This is a genomic window from Ruegeria sp. ABV4_181 (assembly GCF_056158465.1).
On record NZ_JBSWTI010000002.1, the window covers coordinates 3,383,314 to 3,399,436 of the forward strand.

The following is a 16,123-nucleotide window of genomic DNA, read 5'->3' on the forward strand; positions in this document are numbered from 1 at the left end:
TTCAGATCACGCCGTCTTGTTCCAACAACGGTTTGTATTTCCGGCTGACCGGGACAAGCTCGTCGTTTCTGAGGCGCAGGAATGTTTTACCACCCTTTTTTTCCACGCTCGCAATGGCACCGTCAGCCACCCAATGGGATCGGTGCGTGCAATGGCCGGGCACCGGCTCCATCTCGGCAATCGCGTCGGTCAATCTTGAACGGATGGTAAAAACCCCTTCCGAAGTGACGACATCCACAAAATGGTCGCGCACGGTCAGACGGTAAATCTGGCCATTGAATGTGCGGGGCAAACGTTTGGTCAGCCGCGGCCTCTCTGGCGTGGCGTCGATTGCGGGTGGCTCACTTTCCTTGCGCCCGCGCACCAGCATAAGCCCCGTGGCAAACAGCACCCCGTAGGGCGCCACAGCCATCACACCCGGCACCTGCTGACCACCGAGCGAGAACAATAGACAGGACATCAGCCACAGGGACGGCACAAACAGCATGAGAACCACAAGGACCAATGCAAATTCGCGGGACGACAGACGGGTATCAGCAAAGAACCGTCGCGTCAGCTTTCGGGCAGCCCATGTGGCAAGCAAAGCCAGAACTGTCACACCAACCCAGAATACGAGCCGCTGAGGGAAGGACAGGTCGACATCCGGAAACGGCTGAAACACGTAAGCAAGCAAGGGTAGGAAAACGAGGCCCGCGACCGCACGGCGCAATGTGAACTCGGACAGGATCGGGCTAAGGCTTCTTGTCATAACGGCTCAACAGAGTTGGTCAATTAGGTCCAGCCCTTACCCTTTTGACCTGAACTATCACATCGTAACCGGCTGGAAAAACAGGTTTATCACCGATCCGGGATCATTCAAACCCTGACATTTGAAAATTAATGCATTTGTAACGTAACAATCGGGCCAAGGGGTGCGCCCACCCTTTGGCCCGTCACTTGAGTCATGCTGCGTCGCGGGTCAGGCGGTCAGACCTTCGGGTTCCGGCAGGCCGTTGGCACGGCAACAGGCCGTCAGCGTGTTCGCCAGCAGACAGGCGATGGTCATCGGCCCGACACCCCCGGGAACCGGCGTGATCGCGCCCGCGCGTTCAGCAGCGCTTTCGTAATCCACATCGCCGACCAGCTTGTTCTTGCCGTCCCGTTCGATCCGGTTGATGCCCACGTCGACGACGGTTGCGCCTTCCTTGATCCAGTCACCCGGCACCATTTCCGGGCGGCCTACCGCGGCAACGACGATGTCCGCACGACGAACCACATCCGGCAGGTCCTTGGTGCGGCTATGCGCGATGGTTACGGTGCAGCTGTCGCCCAGCAGCAGCTGCGCCATCGGTTTGCCCACGATGTTCGACCGGCCGATTACAACCGCGTCCATGCCCGACAGCGAGCCATGGTGGTCGCGCAGCATCATCAGGCAACCCAGCGGGGTGCAGGGCACCATCGATTTCTGACCGGTGCCCAGCAGGCCCACGTTCGAGATGTGGAACCCGTCGACATCCTTGGCCGGATCGATCGAGTTGATCACCAGATCCTCGTTCAGGTGCTTCGGCAGCGGCAATTGCACCAGAATGCCATGCACCGCCGGGTCATTGTTCAGCTTGTCGATCAGCGCCAGCAGGTCTTCTTCGGACGTGTCGGCATCCAGCTTGTGCTCGTACGAGTTCATGCCGACCTCGACAGTCATCTTGCCTTTCGAGCGTACATAGACCTGGCTTGCCGGATCCTCTCCGACCAGAACCACGGCCAGCCCCGGTGTGACGCCGTTTTCCTCTATCAGCTTCGCAACCTGATCGGCCACTTGCCCGCGGACCTTGGCCGCAAAGGCCTTGCCGTCAATGACTTGAGCTACCATCCTTTGATCCCTTCCTTCAAAAAACGGATCGGGCGCTTGGGCGCCCGGTCATTCAGTCGGGGCCGAGCACGCGTTCTTCGCGGGCAATCGACCAGTCAATCAATATGCGCCAGAGTTCTTCAGCAAGATCGGGGTCCATTCCCAGTTCGCCGGAACTTGCGCGCACACGCTGCACCACCTCTTCAACACGATCCGGGATGCGGGCAGGCAAGCCCTCGCCCGGTTTCAGCTCGGACGCGCGGTCAATATAGGTCGCGCGCGTCACCAACATTCCGATCAGTTGGCGGTCCAGCTTGTCGATCTGAGCCCGCAACTCCTGCATGGATCGGCAGTCTTGCGGCGGTGTCAGAGTGGGCATGTTCGTCTCCTCATGGCCCGGGGATTCCCCGGACCACGAGATGTCTTATTCAGCGGCTTAGAACAAGCCCTCGATCTCACCTGCGTCATTGAGGCAGATGGTCTCGGCAGCCGGTTTACGCGGCAGACCGGGCATGGTCATGATCTCACCGCAGACCACCACGATGAAGCCGGCACCGGCCGACAGGCGCACTTCACGCACCGGAACCGAGTGACCGGTAGGCGCGCCGCGCAGGGTCGGATCGGTCGAGAACGAGTACTGGGTTTTCGCCATGCAGACCGGCAGGTTGCCATAGCCGGCGGCTTCCCATTCCTTCAACTGGTTGCGGATCTTGTTGTCAGCCAGAACCTCATCGGCGCGGTAAATGCGCTTGGCGATGGTTTCGATCTTCTCGAACAGCGGCATCTCGTCGGGATAGATCGGCGAGAAGTTCGCGGCGCCACCTTCAACGATTTCGACAACTTTCTCGGCCAGCGGCGCGGAGCCATCCGAACCCAGCTCCCAGTGACGCGACAGGATCGCTTCAACGCCATGCTCACCACAGTAGTCCTTGACCGCCTGCACTTCGTCATCGGTGTCGGTGACAAAGTGGTTGATCGCGACGACAACCGGAACACCGAAGGATTTGACGTTCTCGATGTGACGGCCCAGGTTGGCGCAGCCCGATTTCACCGCGTCGACGTTTTCCGCACCCAGATCAGCCTTGGCCACGCCGCCATTCATCTTCATCGCGCGAACCGTGGCGACCAGCACCACAGCCGACGGTGCGATACCCGCCTTGCGGCACTTGATGTTCATGAACTTCTCGGCACCCAGGTCGGCACCGAAGCCGGCTTCGGTCACGACATAGTCAGCCACTTTCAGCGCGGTCTTGGTGGCGATGACCGAGTTGCAGCCATGCGCGATGTTCGCGAAGGGACCGCCATGGACAAAGGCCGGGTTGTTTTCCAGCGTCTGCACCAGGTTCGGCTGCATCGCGTCTTTCAGCAGAACGGTCATTGCACCTTCGGCTTTGATGTCGCGGCAATAGACCGGGGTTTTATCACGGCGGTAAGCGACGATGATATCACCCAGACGCTTTTCCAGATCCTTCAGGTCGTTGGCCAGACACAGGATCGCCATAACTTCGGACGCCACGGTGATGTCAAAGCCAGCTTCCCGCGGGAAACCGTTCGACACGCCACCCAGGCTGGCGGTGATCTGACGCAGAGCGCGGTCGTTCATGTCGACCACACGACGCCACGCAACGCGGCGGGTGTCAATTTCCTGCTCATTACCCCAGTAGATGTGGTTGTCGATCATCGCCGACAGCAGCGAGTGGGCCGATGTGATGGCGTGGAAGTCACCGGTGAAGTGCAGGTTCATTTCCTCCATCGGAACAACCTGCGCGTAACCGCCACCCGCGGCGCCGCCCTTCATGCCGAAGTTCGGGCCCAGCGATGCCTCGCGGATACAGATCATCGCGTTCTTGCCGATGCGGTTCAGGCCATCGCCCAGACCAACGGTCGTGGTGGTTTTGCCCTCACCCGCCGGGGTCGGGTTGATCGCGGTCACCAGGATCAGCTTGCCATCTTCACGGTCCTGCACCGAGTTGATGAAGTCCTGGCTGACCTTCGCCTTATCGTGGCCATAGGGCAGCAGATCGTCGCTGGAGATCCCCAGCTTGGCGCCGATTTCCTGAATCGGCTTCTTGTTCGCTTCGCGGGCGATTTCGATGTCGGATTTATAGCTCATTGGGCAGGGTCCCTGATTGAATGCCGTGCAAAACCGACGCGGTGCGCCGGCGCTGTGCAACCCATACCGTTGTGTACCAATCGGATGGCTATGGATTCCGACATAATTGTGCCGTGAAACGGCGTAGCGTCGCTTCGGCGGTTTCTAATCGGAAACCGCTGGCCCTTATGGTGCCCACGCCCGCTGATCAGGCACGAACAGAGTCAGATGTTCACCAATCTTCAATTCACCGGGCCGTTCGACCCAGGCTGTGACACCGCGCCGCCCATGTGCGGCAGGTTTGAACGCGGCCCCGTGCCCGGGCAGATCGGCCTCAACCTCGCGCCCCGGCAGCACGCAGGGACGGTTTTCCATGTCCACCGTAAGTGTCACACCACCTGTGACCTGCAACCGCGAAGAGGGTGGGATGTGCGTAAAATCCGGAATTCCGCGCAGGACAATGCTGGCCCCCAGATAGGAAGGGTCCAGATGGTCAAGACCCATTTCCTTTGCCGTGGCCTCCATCTCTTCGGCGGACAGCACGGAAAGCTGGCGAACATTCCGAATTTCGGTGCCCTGCGGATACAGGTTCCTTACGCGCACGCACGAGTTTCGGGTCTCGCCCTCGTGCCGGGCACCACGATCCCCGGCGAACCCGAGGTCGAGCTGATCGACGGCTGTTGCCCGGATCGACCCGCCTGACGGGACGTGACCCAGCCAGACCACCTCAGCATTGTATTCGGTTTCGCGCAGTACCGGCATTGTTGCACATTGGAAAGCAGTTGAATTGGCAGCAATAAAAGGCAGCAAGCCCCGAATGAAAAGGCAAAAAAAACCCGGGTCAATGCCCGGGTCTGGAATGTCTAGGCCGAGGGTTCCGGCTCCATCCCGCCTTCAGGCGGGGTTTTCTTGACCTTGGTCTTCGGGATCGCGGTCACGCTGGGCGCGCTGCCCTCATCCGGGCTGTCGCCTTCGTCGTCGCCATCACCGGGCGACTCGCCGTTCATGACGCGTTTGATCTCGTCACCCGTCAGGGTTTCGTATTCCAGAAGACCCTGTGCCAGACGCTCCCATTCCTCGGTTTTTTCGGTCAGGATCTTGTGCGCACGCTCGTATCCCTGCTGGATCAGGCGCTTTACCTCTTCCTCGATCAGCTCTTTGGTATGGGCCGAGACCGAGAAACCGGCGGTATTACCCTGATAGCCTTCATGCGCCTCGGCATAGTCGATATTGCCGACCTTGTCCGACATGCCCCAGCGCATCACCATGGCACGGGCCAACTGGCTGGCCTGCATGATGTCACCGGCGGGGCCGTTAGAGACATGGTCTTCACCGTATTTGATCACCTCGGCGGCCTTGCCCGCCATGGTCATGGCCAGCTTCTGCTCACATTCATCGCGGTGATAGTTCAGACGGTCCATTTCGGGCAGCGAGACAACCATACCCAGCGCACCACCGCGCGGGATGATCGTGGCTTTGTAGACCGGATCGCACAGCGGCAGTTCCAGACCGACAACGGCATGACCGGCCTCGTGATAGGCGGTCTTTTCCTTCTGGTCCTGGGTCAGCACCATCGAGCGGCGCTCGGCCCCCATCATTACCTTGTCCTTGGCATTCTCAAAATCTTCCATGGTGACAAAGCGACGGCCGACCCGAGCCGCCATCAGCGCGGCCTCGTTCACGAGGTTGGCCAGATCGGCACCCGAGAAGCCCGGCGTACCGCGCGCGATGATGCGCAGATCGACATCGGGGCCCAGTGGGGTCTTACGCGCGTGAACGCCCAGAATTTTCTCGCGGCCTTTGATATCGGGATTACCGACGGTAACGTTGCGGTCAAACCGGCCCGGACGCAGCAGCGCGGGGTCCAGAACGTCCTTGCGGTTGGTCGCCGCCAGAATGATCACGCCTTCATTGGCCTCGAACCCGTCCATCTCGACCAGCAACTGGTTGAGGGTCTGTTCGCGTTCGTCGTTACCACCGCCGTAACCGGCACCACGGTGGCGGCCCACGGCGTCGATTTCGTCGATGAATACGATGCACGGCGCGTTCTTTTTCGCCTGTTCGAACATGTCACGGACACGGCTCGCACCGACACCAACGAACATCTCAACGAAGTCAGAGCCTGAGATGGTAAAGAAAGGAACACCCGCTTCACCCGCAATCGCACGAGCCAGCAGCGTCTTACCAGTACCCGGAGGGCCGACCAGAAGAGCACCTTTGGGAATCTTGCCGCCAAGGCGCGAGAATTTCTGCGGGTTGCGCAGGAATTCAACGATCTCTTCCAGCTCTTCCTTGGCCTCGTCGATGCCCGCGACATCATCAAAGGTCACGCGGCCATGTTTCTCGGTCAGCATCTTGGCCTTGGACTTGCCAAAACCCATCGCACCGCCTTTGCCGCCGCCCTGCATCCGGTTCATGAAATAGACCCAGACACCGATCAGCAGAAGGAAGGGCAGCAATGTGATCAGGAAGGACTGGAACCCCGATTGCTGCTGTTTTTCCGCGCGAACGGGGATGTTTTCCTCGATCAGCAGCTTGGTGACCTCGGCATCGCCGGGCTTGATGGTGACGTAGTTCGCGCCGCTTTGCGTGGTATAGCGAATCTGTTCGCCATCCAGCGTCACGTTCTTGACTTCGCCGCCTTCAACAGCGGTGACAAAATCGGAATAGGTTCTTTCATTGCTCTGAAGCGATCCGCCTGGTCCGCTGAACAAATTGAACAGTGCAAGGATCAGCAGAAACAGAACGACCCAGAAGGCGATATTGCGAGCGTTGCCCAAGGAAAATCTCCCAAAAGATTTCGGCAGATGGGGGTCTGCCGGGTTGTTCTATAAAATAGAGATGATTCAAGCAGGTTCAATGCGATAAAAGCGAAGAGTAGAACTCGGGCCTTTCCGGCACCAATTCAACGCTCCACCCATTGGAAAACCCGGCCAGCGGCGCCGCAAGCAGGCGCTGGCCGTCCCAAACCGAAGGTGAGGCCAACATCGCTGCGCGTGGTTTGCCCAGCGCGCGCCAATCCGGCACTTGCGGCAAGCCGTCGTCACCCAGGGCGCGCACCTGCCTTGCCGCCCTTGATGGACCAGTCAGAATCCAACGGTTGTCCCACACCTCATGCGGCGTCACCGTTTCACCGGCGACTGCGTTTAGCTCCCTGCAAAACCACATTTTATCGTCTTGCGGAACCAACAGGCAGCCCGCCAATGTCAGCTGTTGGCCGTCCTGCACAGCGGCCAGAGCCTGATCAACGGCAGACTGACGCGGTGGGTATCCCGGCCCCGAAATCCACGCAATGATACCGACCACCAGCCGTCTTTGGATTTCCCTCGGAAGGGCCTCGAACCCGCTTCGACCAACGCGGATATCGCCGCCGTCAACCACAGTGACTTTGCGGGCGGATTCCTGCGTATAGTGCGCCAGCGCCTCACGCGCTTGTGCGAGGTTCTCGGCCACCCGCGCCAGCGAATTGACGGAAATTCCCAGCGTGTCGAGCTTTGCCAGTGCGTCGCGCGCCTTGATCCGGTCGAACCGCTGATCATGATTCGATGGGTCCTCAATCCAGCTTGCACTGGTCTGAACCAGATAATCCCGCAGATGCTGCCTGCCGATTCCCAGCATGGGGCGCAGGAACGTCACCCCTCCTTGTTCGCGCGCGGCGGGCATTCCCGACAGGCCGGTCACGCCCGCCGCGCGCCCCAGCCGCATTAGTACGGTTTCGGCCTGATCATCCGCAGTGTGGCCCAATGCGATGGCCCCAACCCCATTGCAACGGGCCCAGTCAGCCAGCAAACCATACCGCGCCTGCCGGGCCTGATCCTGCAGGTTTCCTGCACCGTCCCACCCTTGCCACACCAGCGTTTCATGCGGAATGCCGAGACGCGCCGCCTGTGCCGCCACATGGGCGGCTTCGTCCGCGGCCTCGGGGCGCAGGCCGTGATTCACTGTGGCGGCAAGCAGTTCAACTCCGCCACGTTGTGTAATTTCATGCAGCAGAAGCATCAGGGCAACCGAATTGCCGCCCCCGGACACGGCAACACCCAGACGCGGCGGCAACCGATCAGGCAGCCGCGCGCGAAGTTCGGATTGAAGAATTGCGGCGTCAGAGGTCAAGAACAGCCCAGAGACGCCATTTCCTGCGTGGCATCGGCCACCGTGGCCGAGGCAGGAAAGCGCACGCCGACTTCTGACAGGGTGATACAGGCCTGATCGGTTTGCCCCAAACGACCCAGAGCGGCACCGAGTTCGAACAACGCTTCGGGCGCGAACGTGCCTTCGGAATCACCCGTGAAGCTGGCCAGAAAAGCCCTTGCGGCCTCTCGCGTGTCGCCCAACCCCTCCAGAGCCTGCCCGCGTTTCAAATGCGCCTCAGGTGCCAGGGGGCTGCCGGGATAGGAGGTGTCGAATTGAGCAAACTGGTCGGCGGCGACCTGAAAATTCCCATCTGCCAAGGCCTGCGCGGCGGCGTCAAAATCCGCACGTTCACCAACAGCCAGTTCACCTTGTTCAGTTGAATCGGGGGGTGTTGGTGCCGCAGGCGCCGCCGTGGTGATCTCAGTTTCACCACCCAGCGTCGAGGTTTCGCCCAGCGTGCTGAGGTCACCGCCTTCCAGCTCAACCAGCCGGAACTCAAGATCCCCGATCCGGTTGGTGCCATCGGTCACGACGTTCTGCACACGCTGGTTCAGCTGTTCGGTCTGGCGCGTCAGGCGCTGCAATTCGGCTTCGATCGCATCGACGCGTTCGAGGATGGAACTGCCGGACAGGTTCGGGGCCGGAGAGCCAGTGGTCGAAAACTCGCGCTTGAGGCGCTGAATTTCGACGTGCAGCACCGTAAGTTCCTGCCGGATATCCGCCAGGGTTTGCTGATCCTGCGCTTTTGCCACACCGGCGGTCACAACGACCGCGGCCAAAACCCATCCTGCAAGTCTCATCGTCTTACCCCAAGGTTGAACCGGTGAGCACCGTCACCGCGCGGCGGTTCTTGGAATAGCATTCCTCGGTGCTGCAAATCTCGATCGGGCGTTCCTTGCCATAGCTGACGGTCGTCAGACGATTGCCCGCCACCCCGCGCGAGATCAGAAACTCGCGTGCCGCATTAGCCCGGCGCGCGCCCAGAGCAAGGTTGTATTCGCGCGTGCCCTGCTCGTCCGCGTGGCCTTCGATTGTGGCTACAAAGTCTGGATTGGCCATCAGCCAGTCCGCCTGACCCTGCAGGACGGACTGCGCCTGCGGTGTCAGCGTCGACTGGTCCACGGCGAACAACACACGGTCGCCAACGGTTTGCTGAAAATAGGCCGGGGATCGCGGATCGCTTGGTGAACCCGGTGCGATGGCGCCATTTGCGCCGTTGCCGAAACCGCCGCCCAGAGCCGACGGATCATTGTTGGAACATGCGGCCAGTACGCTTAACGTGCCCAAGGCCAGGATTTTGCCCAATACGTTCATTTCAAGTGCCTCGTTGTTTTATCGGTTTATTGCCGTCTCTGTAGCACAGTGCAGTTTTTTTGTGAACTTTTCCAACCGCCTGTCCCGATCAATTCTGCAAGGGCCCCCAGGACGGGTCGCTGCCGCCGTCGGGCGTGCGCACCGGCCGCAGGTTCCGGCCCGAGATATCCACCGAATACAGCGTTGCCCGACCGCTTGCGCCCTGTGATTCACGGGTGAACATGATCACGCGGCCGTTGGGCGACCATGTCGGCCCTTCATCCAGGAAGGATGAGGTCAGCAGCCGTTCTTCGCTGCCGTCCGTGCGCATCACGCCGATATGGAACCGGCCCTTGTTTTGCTTTGTGAACGCGATCAGATCACCGCGCGGCGACCACACCGGAGTGCCGTACCGGCCCTGGCCAAAGCTGATCCGTGTAGCCTCGCCGCCGTTTGCGGGCATGATGTAAAGCTGCGGCGTTCCCGAGCGGTCACTTTCAAACACAATTTGCGTCCCGTCCGGTGAATAGCTGGGCGCGGTTTCGATGGCCGGCGTGTTGGTCAGGCGCACGCTCTGGCCCGAGGCCAGATCCATCTTCCACAGATCGGTATTGCCGCCCTGAATCAGCGAATAGACGATCGACCTGCCATCGGGCGAAAAGCGGGGCGAAAAGCTCATCGTGCCGTCCTGGGTTTTCAGTTCGGTCCGTTTTACGCGGTCAACATCCAGAACATAAATGCGCGGCTGGCCGCTTTCATAGCTGGTATACAGCAGCCGGTCGCCCGAGGGCGAAAAGCGCGGCGCCAGAACAATGGCGGCACTGTCGGTCAGGTACTGCACATTGGCACCATCGTAATCCATGATAGCCAGCCGTTTCAGCCGCTGATCCTTGGGTCCGCTTTCCGACACGAAGGCCACGCGGCTGTCGAAATAGGCACCTTCTCCGGTGATCCGGCTATAGACCTGATCGGCCACCTTATGCGCCATGCGCCGCCAGCCCTCGGTCGTGCCCGCGAATTGCAGGCCATCGCCAAGCTCCCTGTCCGAAAACACGTCCCAGACCCGGAACCGGACCGTCAGCCGATTGCCCGAGACATTCACGGCCCCGGTCACCAGTGCCTCGGCGTTGATGGCTTTCCAATCCGCGAATTGCACCGGGGCCTCGAAACTGCTGACCCGGCTAATGAACGCGTCCGGCGAGATTTCGCGGAACAGCCCGGTTCCGATCAGATCGGCCGCAACGACCCGCGAGATGTCGTTGGCATATTGTGTCGCCGCAGGCCCGTCGGGCACAAAGTTCGGCACCGCAAAAGGCAAGGGTTCGATGATCCCCTGATCCAGTTCCAGACGCAGCGGTCCGTTCTGGGCGTATACTGGCGCTGCCAAAATCGTCAGGCCAAGCAACAGGCTGGTCAGAATTTTCATCATTTGATCCGCATCCTCTCGGGATTGAATGTAATCTCAATATCTTTCCACTGAGCGTATTTGTCAGCAGGCAGATCATATCCTTTCGCCCCACAGCGCAAAATCGCCCGTCTGGCGGCCTCGAACGCCTGATTTTCGGCCCCGGCAGACCCACCGGTGCTGTCCAGCAGGCGCAGGCTGCCGCCGACGACCTTGCCTTCGGGGGTCAGAGAAAAGCCGACGACCACGACCACCTGCAAGGCGTCGGTGGACAGGGAACCGACATTCCAGCACTGCGACACCGCCAGACGCATGGCGTCCTTTTCACCGCTGGTCAGCGGCGGGCCGGATGGCTCGTCGCCCTGCGCCAGCGCTTCGGCCAATGCATCATTGATCGCGGTATCATCGCTGGGTTCGGTGTCGGGTTGGGATGGCTCCTCGGTCTCGGCCACTTCGGGCTGCGCCGGGGGCGCGGGCCGGTTGGGCCGTACCCGCGGTCGCGGAGAGGTGCGCGGCGCGTATTCCTTGGCTTCTTCAGCCTCGGTCACGATCTCATCCGTGGCCTCTTCCGGGGCGGTCTGATCCTGCTGTTCCTGCTGAACTTCTGCCCCCTCATCCAGTGAAACCGCAGGTGTTTCGACATCGTCCGGCTTCGCTTCGGGCGGTGGCGGCGCGACCGGTTCGGGCGCGACCTTGTCAGCCGGGCGCGGTTGCGCCTCGGGGCCCGGAGGCGCCGGCAAGGCCGCAATTTCAGTATCCGGCTGTTCCAGTGTCGGAGGTTCCTCGACCACCTCCGGCTCGGGCGGGGCTTCGACCGGGACGGGCAGCGGGTCCGGATCCGGTTCCGGTGGCGTGGCGATTTCCGCGCGGTTCTGCTCTTCTTCCACCGGCTCCGGCGTGTTGGTCTCTTCTGTCGGGGCTTCGGGCTGCTGCAATGCCGTTGGCGTCGGCACAACGGGGGCTTGTCGCTGTGCGGTCATCGCCTCGAATTGTTCAGCAGAAATCACCGACACGTCCTGTACCGCCATGGGCAAAGGTTCGGACCGGAAAGTGCCGCCCAACAAGGCCCACCCGATCAGGCCCATATGGGCAATCGCCGAGATCTTGGTGCCGGTGTCCACCGCGCGGCCTCACTCTCAACCGTCGTCCAGAGTCGGCCCACCGGTATCGGTCACCAGGCCCACATTGGAAAACCCGCCCGCGTTCAGCGCCCCCATGACCTGCATCACCTGTGCATAGGGAATGGCACCATCGGCGCGCAGGAACACCCGGTCGCTGCTGCGTTCCGCCGCGATGGCGCGCAGTTTGCCGATCAGGTCCTCGCGCAGAACATCCGTGGTCTGGATCTGCACCCGGCCATCGGCGGTCAGCGTCACGGTCAGCGGTTCTTCGTTGTCGCCGGGCAAGGCGCTGGCGGCGGTCTTTGGCAGATCAACCGGTACGCCTACGGTCAGCAGAGGTGCGGCCACCATGAAGATGATCAGCAACACCAGCATGACATCCACAAATGGCGTCACGTTGATCTCGGACATCGGTTGTGCGCGCCCGCGACGGCGACCGCGTCTGCGCCCGTTTCCACCCGAATTTTGCTGAACCGCCGCGCCCATGTCAGCCGTCCAGCTGGCGCGATAGGATGGTCGCGAACTCGTCGGCAAAAGCCTCGTAGCCGCCGACGATCCGGTCACTATCGGCGCTGAGCTTGTTGTAGAAGATCACCGCCGGGATCGCAGCCAAAAGACCCAGCCCAGTGGCCAGCAAAGCCTCGGCAATCCCCGGAGCCACAACGGCCAGGTTGGTATTCTGCTGCTCGGCGATTTCGATAAAGGCGTTCATGATCCCCCAGACGGTGCCGAACAGGCCGATAAACGGGGCGGTCGAGCCGACGGTTGCCAGAATGGGCAGACCCTTCTGCAACGTCTCGGCCTCTTTGGCGATGGCCACATCCATCGACCGGTCAATCCGCGCCGTGGCACCGGCAATCAGACCGCCATCGGTGCGGTGCGACCTGCGCCATTCGATCATTCCGGCGGCGAAAATCTTTTCCGAACTGCCATCCGGCTGCGTTCCGATCTGTTCGAAAAGCTCGTCCAGCGGGTTACCCGACCAGAAGGATTTATCGAAAACCTGCGCTTCGCGCCGGGCAAACCGGTAGTTGATCAGTTTCTGAATGATGATCGCCCATGACCAGATCGATGCGCCCACAAGCATCAGCATCACCAGTTTGACGACAAATGTCGCGCGGGCGTACAGCCCCCACATGGAGAAGTCGATCTCCTGCGCCAGCGCCAGCGTTTCAGCTTCCATGTACCTGCTCTTTGTTTTGCCTGACGGCCGTTTGTTTGGCCTTGTTTTGCCAGACGCTAACGCAGTTGGTCATGAAATGCCAACAGAACCACCCCGGCCCTGCATTTTGTTACAACAATGCGCGAATCTCTGCCGGAAGCCGGACAGGTTTGCCCTGCGCATTCATGCAGACCGCGGTGACCGTCGCCCGGAACAGCTCGGCCTCACCCTTTTTGACGACCTGACCCATCGTCAGCCGTACACCCGACAGGGAAATGACATGCGTTTCCACGGTCAGCTGATCTTCGAACTTTGCCGTCGCAAGATAATCGGCTTCGATCCGGCGCACGACCCAGACGATCCCGGCCTCTCGCATCGCGTTCTGGTCGTTCCCAAGCTGACGCACATAGTCGGACCGCGCCCGTTCGATGAATTTCAGGTAATTCGCATGATAGACGACGCCACCCATATCGGTGTCTTCGTAATAGACCCTGATCGGATAGACATGCTTTTGCTGCGCTGACGTGTTTTCGGCCATGGTTGCGGATCCGGTCATTCAATTGTCTACAGGTCTTTCTGCAGGCGGCAACACCCTGCCCCACACAGATGCATGTCCCCCGGCGATCCCGCAATCCCCTATGACCCATAAATTTTTTGTGACGCTGACGCCGCTATCGAATTTCGGCGGCTTGCCCTCTAGTGTTCCAGATTACGAGGTGATGCTGAATGGGTGACCGAATGGACAAGACCGGACCGAAGAGGGATTGGCCGTCCCTTCCCATCCTTCAGGGCGTCTTGCCATTCGACAAATCCGCGCTGCCGACAGAGGTCCTGGCCGGGCTCACCTTTGCCTGCCTGGCGATCCCCGAGGTCATGGGCTACACCAAAATCGCCGGGACCCCGGTTATTACCGGTCTCTATACCATTCTGATCCCGATGGCCTTGTTCGCCCTGTTCGGATCGTCCCGGCATCTAGTGGTCGGGGCGGATTCGGCCACGGCGGCGATCACCGCCTCGGCACTCGCCGGAATGGCGGTTTCAGGAACCTCCGAATATGTGGCGCTGGCATCGCTGCTGGCTTTGATGGCTGCGGTATTGCTGATTGCCGCGCGCCTTATCGGGCTGGGGTTTCTGGCCGACTTCCTGTCGCGCACCGTGCTTGTCGGCTTTTTGACCGGCGTCGGCATTCAGGTCGCGACAGGTGAGATACCCGGAATGCTGGGGATTGAAGCAACGGGGCACGGCACCGTTGAAAAGCTGCGCGACGTGGTGATGCATGTCCATCGGATGAGCGGTCCGACGCTGGCCGTGTCCCTGACGGTTCTGGCCGTTGTTTTCGGCTGCCGGCGATTATCCGGCAAACTGCCGGGGCCTCTGTTCGCCATTCTGGGTGTTGTCCTTTGCAGCTGGGCGTTCCAGTTCAGCGCGTTCGGTATTGCGGTTCTGGGACCGGTTCCGGGCGGATTGCCATCGCTTTCTGTCCCGGACGTGAACTGGAGCTGGCCCCTGTTAAAACAGTTGTTGCCCACCGCGCTGTCCATCCTTGTGGTCATTCTGGCCCAAAGCGCTGCGACATCGCGCGCCTACGCGGCGCGGTATGACGAGAAATTCAGCGAAAATACCGACCTCACCGGGCTGGGTTTTGCCAATCTCGGCGCGGCACTGACGGGGACCTTCGTTGTCAATGGCAGTCCGACCAAGACGGAAATGGTGGCCAGCGCCGGTGGCCGCAGTCAGGTTGCCCAACTGACGACAGTTGCGATTGTGCTGATCGTTATTCTTTTCCTGACCGGGCCGCTGGCCTATCTGCCGAATGCAGCGCTGTCTGCCGTGGTCTTCCTGATCGGTCTTAAACTGATCGACATGCGCGGACTGGCTGCGATTTACCATCAGGCCCGTTCAGAGTTCTGGATCGCCGTAGCCACGGCTGCTGTCGTCGTTTTCATCGGGGTCGAACAGGGGATCATATTTGCGATGGTGCTTTCGCTGATCGATCACACGCGCCGAGGCTACCGGCCCAAGAATTCTGTTATCGTAAGAAACGCCGATGGCGGCTGGCACGCAAAGACGATCACCGCTCCGAACCAGTTTATGCCCGGCCTGGTGATCTATCGTTTCTCGCACAGCCTGTATTACGCGAATACTCAGCGCCTGGCTGATGAGGTTGCCGCGATTGTGGCAGAATCCGAGACCGGCACAGACTGGTTCTGTATCGAAGCCTCGGCCGTGGACGATGTCGATTTCACTGCGGGCTATATGCTGCGCGCCTTGATCCGGATGCTGCGATCCAAAAACATCAGGCTCGTCTTTTTGCAGGTCGACCCCGACGTACGGTCAGAGTTGGACCGCTACGGTGTCAGCGACATGGTGGGGCCTGACGGCTTTTTTGACACAGGCAATGATCTGGTCACGGCGTACCAAAACCGAAAACCCTAGCGCTGGTGGGCGCGGTCCACCTTTTCCTACTGCGGCGGCTGCAACCGGGCGAAAAGCCGCAACGCATGCGAGGCATCCTGCGCAGCGCCCGGCAAGACAGGGTCATAGGCGGCGCGGATCAATGCGGCGATATCCGGCCGCAGAATGGTTGCGCCGCCAGCCACGGCCAGCGGAGACTGCGTGCGAAATGCCGTATCGGACCACAACAATATGGTCTGCACCACCTGACTGAGCGCCAGCGTCTCGGCCGGAATTTCGGAAAGTTCCTTATCCATTTTCAGGAACACGAACGCCGCGCGGATCGCCCCATCAGGCTCGAACCGGAAAATGCGATATTGGTTGGCATCCGCCGCGACCAGACGCGCGACCAGAGGTGCCAGATCCGGGATCATCCGGTCCAGATCGGGCACATCCAACAGTTCTTGCCACTCTCTGAAAAAGAAAACCATGCAATTTGCGCCAAGTTCGGGATCGGTCTCGGCCATTTTGTGTTCGGCGAGGGTGACGACCGCCTCGAACGCGCCCTTAACGGTAGCCAGCGTTTCGTCTTCGACGCCAAAGACGATGGGGACGATGGGCCGTCCCCAACGTGCGAACAGGAACTCTCCGCTGTCGCGGGTGAACAGAGACTCGATTTCGTCCGGTGTCACGCGCA

At 60.6% G+C, this 16,123-nt stretch carries 16 protein-coding genes; 1 reads left to right on the forward strand and 15 read right to left on the reverse strand.

The features are described from left to right. Nucleotide 1: 1 nt before the first annotated feature. From ACXAC3_RS16840 to ybgC, 14 genes are all read right to left on the reverse strand, one after another. Nucleotides 2–748, reverse strand: a complete 747-nt coding sequence (locus tag ACXAC3_RS16840; RefSeq protein ID WP_475162559.1) for a LytTR family DNA-binding domain-containing protein — start codon at nucleotides 746–748, stop codon at nucleotides 2–4. 210 nt (nucleotides 749–958) lie between these two features. Further along, nucleotides 959–1,849, reverse strand: coding sequence for a bifunctional methylenetetrahydrofolate dehydrogenase/methenyltetrahydrofolate cyclohydrolase FolD (folD, locus tag ACXAC3_RS16845; RefSeq protein ID WP_475162562.1), 891 nt, complete (start codon nucleotides 1,847–1,849; stop codon nucleotides 959–961). Between the two features lie 52 nt (nucleotides 1,850–1,901). Beyond that, nucleotides 1,902–2,207 (reverse strand): chorismate mutase, encoded by a 306-nt coding sequence (locus ACXAC3_RS16850; protein ID WP_475162563.1) that lies wholly within the window; start codon nucleotides 2,205–2,207, stop codon nucleotides 1,902–1,904. 57 nt (nucleotides 2,208–2,264) lie between these two features. Then, nucleotides 2,265–3,941 carry a formate--tetrahydrofolate ligase gene (locus tag ACXAC3_RS16855; protein ID WP_475162564.1) on the reverse strand — a complete coding sequence of 559 codons (1,677 nt, stop codon included), beginning with the start codon at nucleotides 3,939–3,941 and terminating at the stop codon, nucleotides 2,265–2,267. Nucleotides 3,942–4,106: 165 nt separating this feature from the next. Next, nucleotides 4,107–4,682, reverse strand: coding sequence for an MOSC domain-containing protein (locus ACXAC3_RS16860; RefSeq protein WP_475162566.1), 576 nt, complete (start codon nucleotides 4,680–4,682; stop codon nucleotides 4,107–4,109). A gap of 101 nt (nucleotides 4,683–4,783) precedes the next feature. Further along, a complete protein-coding gene (ftsH, locus tag ACXAC3_RS16865; protein ID WP_475162567.1) occupies nucleotides 4,784–6,700 on the reverse strand; it encodes an ATP-dependent zinc metalloprotease FtsH in 1,917 nt (638 codons plus the stop codon). 76 nt (nucleotides 6,701–6,776) lie between these two features. Beyond that, the gene (tilS, locus tag ACXAC3_RS16870; protein WP_475162570.1) at nucleotides 6,777–8,030 is read right to left on the reverse strand and encodes a tRNA lysidine(34) synthetase TilS; all 1,254 of its coding nucleotides are present in this window, start codon (nucleotides 8,028–8,030) and stop codon (nucleotides 6,777–6,779) included. After that, entirely contained in the window at nucleotides 8,027–8,851 is an 825-nt protein-coding gene (ybgF, locus tag ACXAC3_RS16875; RefSeq protein ID WP_475162571.1) for a tol-pal system protein YbgF, read from the reverse strand. Before ybgF ends, tilS begins: the two co-directional genes overlap by 4 nt. 4 nt (nucleotides 8,852–8,855) lie before the next feature. Further along, the gene (gene pal / locus ACXAC3_RS16880) at nucleotides 8,856–9,365 is read right to left on the reverse strand and encodes a peptidoglycan-associated lipoprotein Pal (RefSeq protein WP_475162574.1); all 510 of its coding nucleotides are present in this window, start codon (nucleotides 9,363–9,365) and stop codon (nucleotides 8,856–8,858) included. 88 nt (nucleotides 9,366–9,453) lie between these two features. After that, the gene (tolB, locus tag ACXAC3_RS16885; protein WP_475162576.1) at nucleotides 9,454–10,773 is read right to left on the reverse strand and encodes a Tol-Pal system beta propeller repeat protein TolB; all 1,320 of its coding nucleotides are present in this window, start codon (nucleotides 10,771–10,773) and stop codon (nucleotides 9,454–9,456) included. Then, nucleotides 10,770–11,870, reverse strand: a complete 1,101-nt coding sequence (locus ACXAC3_RS16890) for an energy transducer TonB (protein WP_475162577.1) — start codon at nucleotides 11,868–11,870, stop codon at nucleotides 10,770–10,772. The genes tolB and ACXAC3_RS16890 overlap by 4 nt, the downstream gene beginning before the upstream one ends. 15 nt (nucleotides 11,871–11,885) lie before the next feature. Beyond that, nucleotides 11,886–12,356, reverse strand: a complete 471-nt coding sequence (gene tolR, locus ACXAC3_RS16895; RefSeq protein WP_475162578.1) for a protein TolR — start codon at nucleotides 12,354–12,356, stop codon at nucleotides 11,886–11,888. Between the two features lies 1 nt (nucleotide 12,357). Next, nucleotides 12,358–13,053, reverse strand: coding sequence for a protein TolQ (tolQ, locus tag ACXAC3_RS16900; RefSeq protein ID WP_475162581.1), 696 nt, complete (start codon nucleotides 13,051–13,053; stop codon nucleotides 12,358–12,360). 109 nt (nucleotides 13,054–13,162) lie between these two features. Beyond that, entirely contained in the window at nucleotides 13,163–13,588 is a 426-nt protein-coding gene (gene ybgC, locus ACXAC3_RS16905) for a tol-pal system-associated acyl-CoA thioesterase (protein WP_475162584.1), read from the reverse strand. 170 nt (nucleotides 13,589–13,758) lie between these two features. Between ybgC and ACXAC3_RS16910 the strand changes: the two genes are divergently transcribed. Then, nucleotides 13,759–15,468: a SulP family inorganic anion transporter gene (locus ACXAC3_RS16910; protein WP_475162585.1), complete on the forward strand. Its 1,710-nt coding sequence runs from the start codon at nucleotides 13,759–13,761 to the stop codon at nucleotides 15,466–15,468. A 26-nt stretch (nucleotides 15,469–15,494) separates the two neighbouring features. On the opposite strand, the gene ACXAC3_RS16915 is transcribed toward ACXAC3_RS16910, so the two are convergent. After that, nucleotides 15,495–16,118, reverse strand: a complete 624-nt coding sequence (locus ACXAC3_RS16915) for a hypothetical protein (RefSeq protein ID WP_475162587.1) — start codon at nucleotides 16,116–16,118, stop codon at nucleotides 15,495–15,497. Between the last annotated feature and the right edge of the window lie 5 nt (nucleotides 16,119–16,123).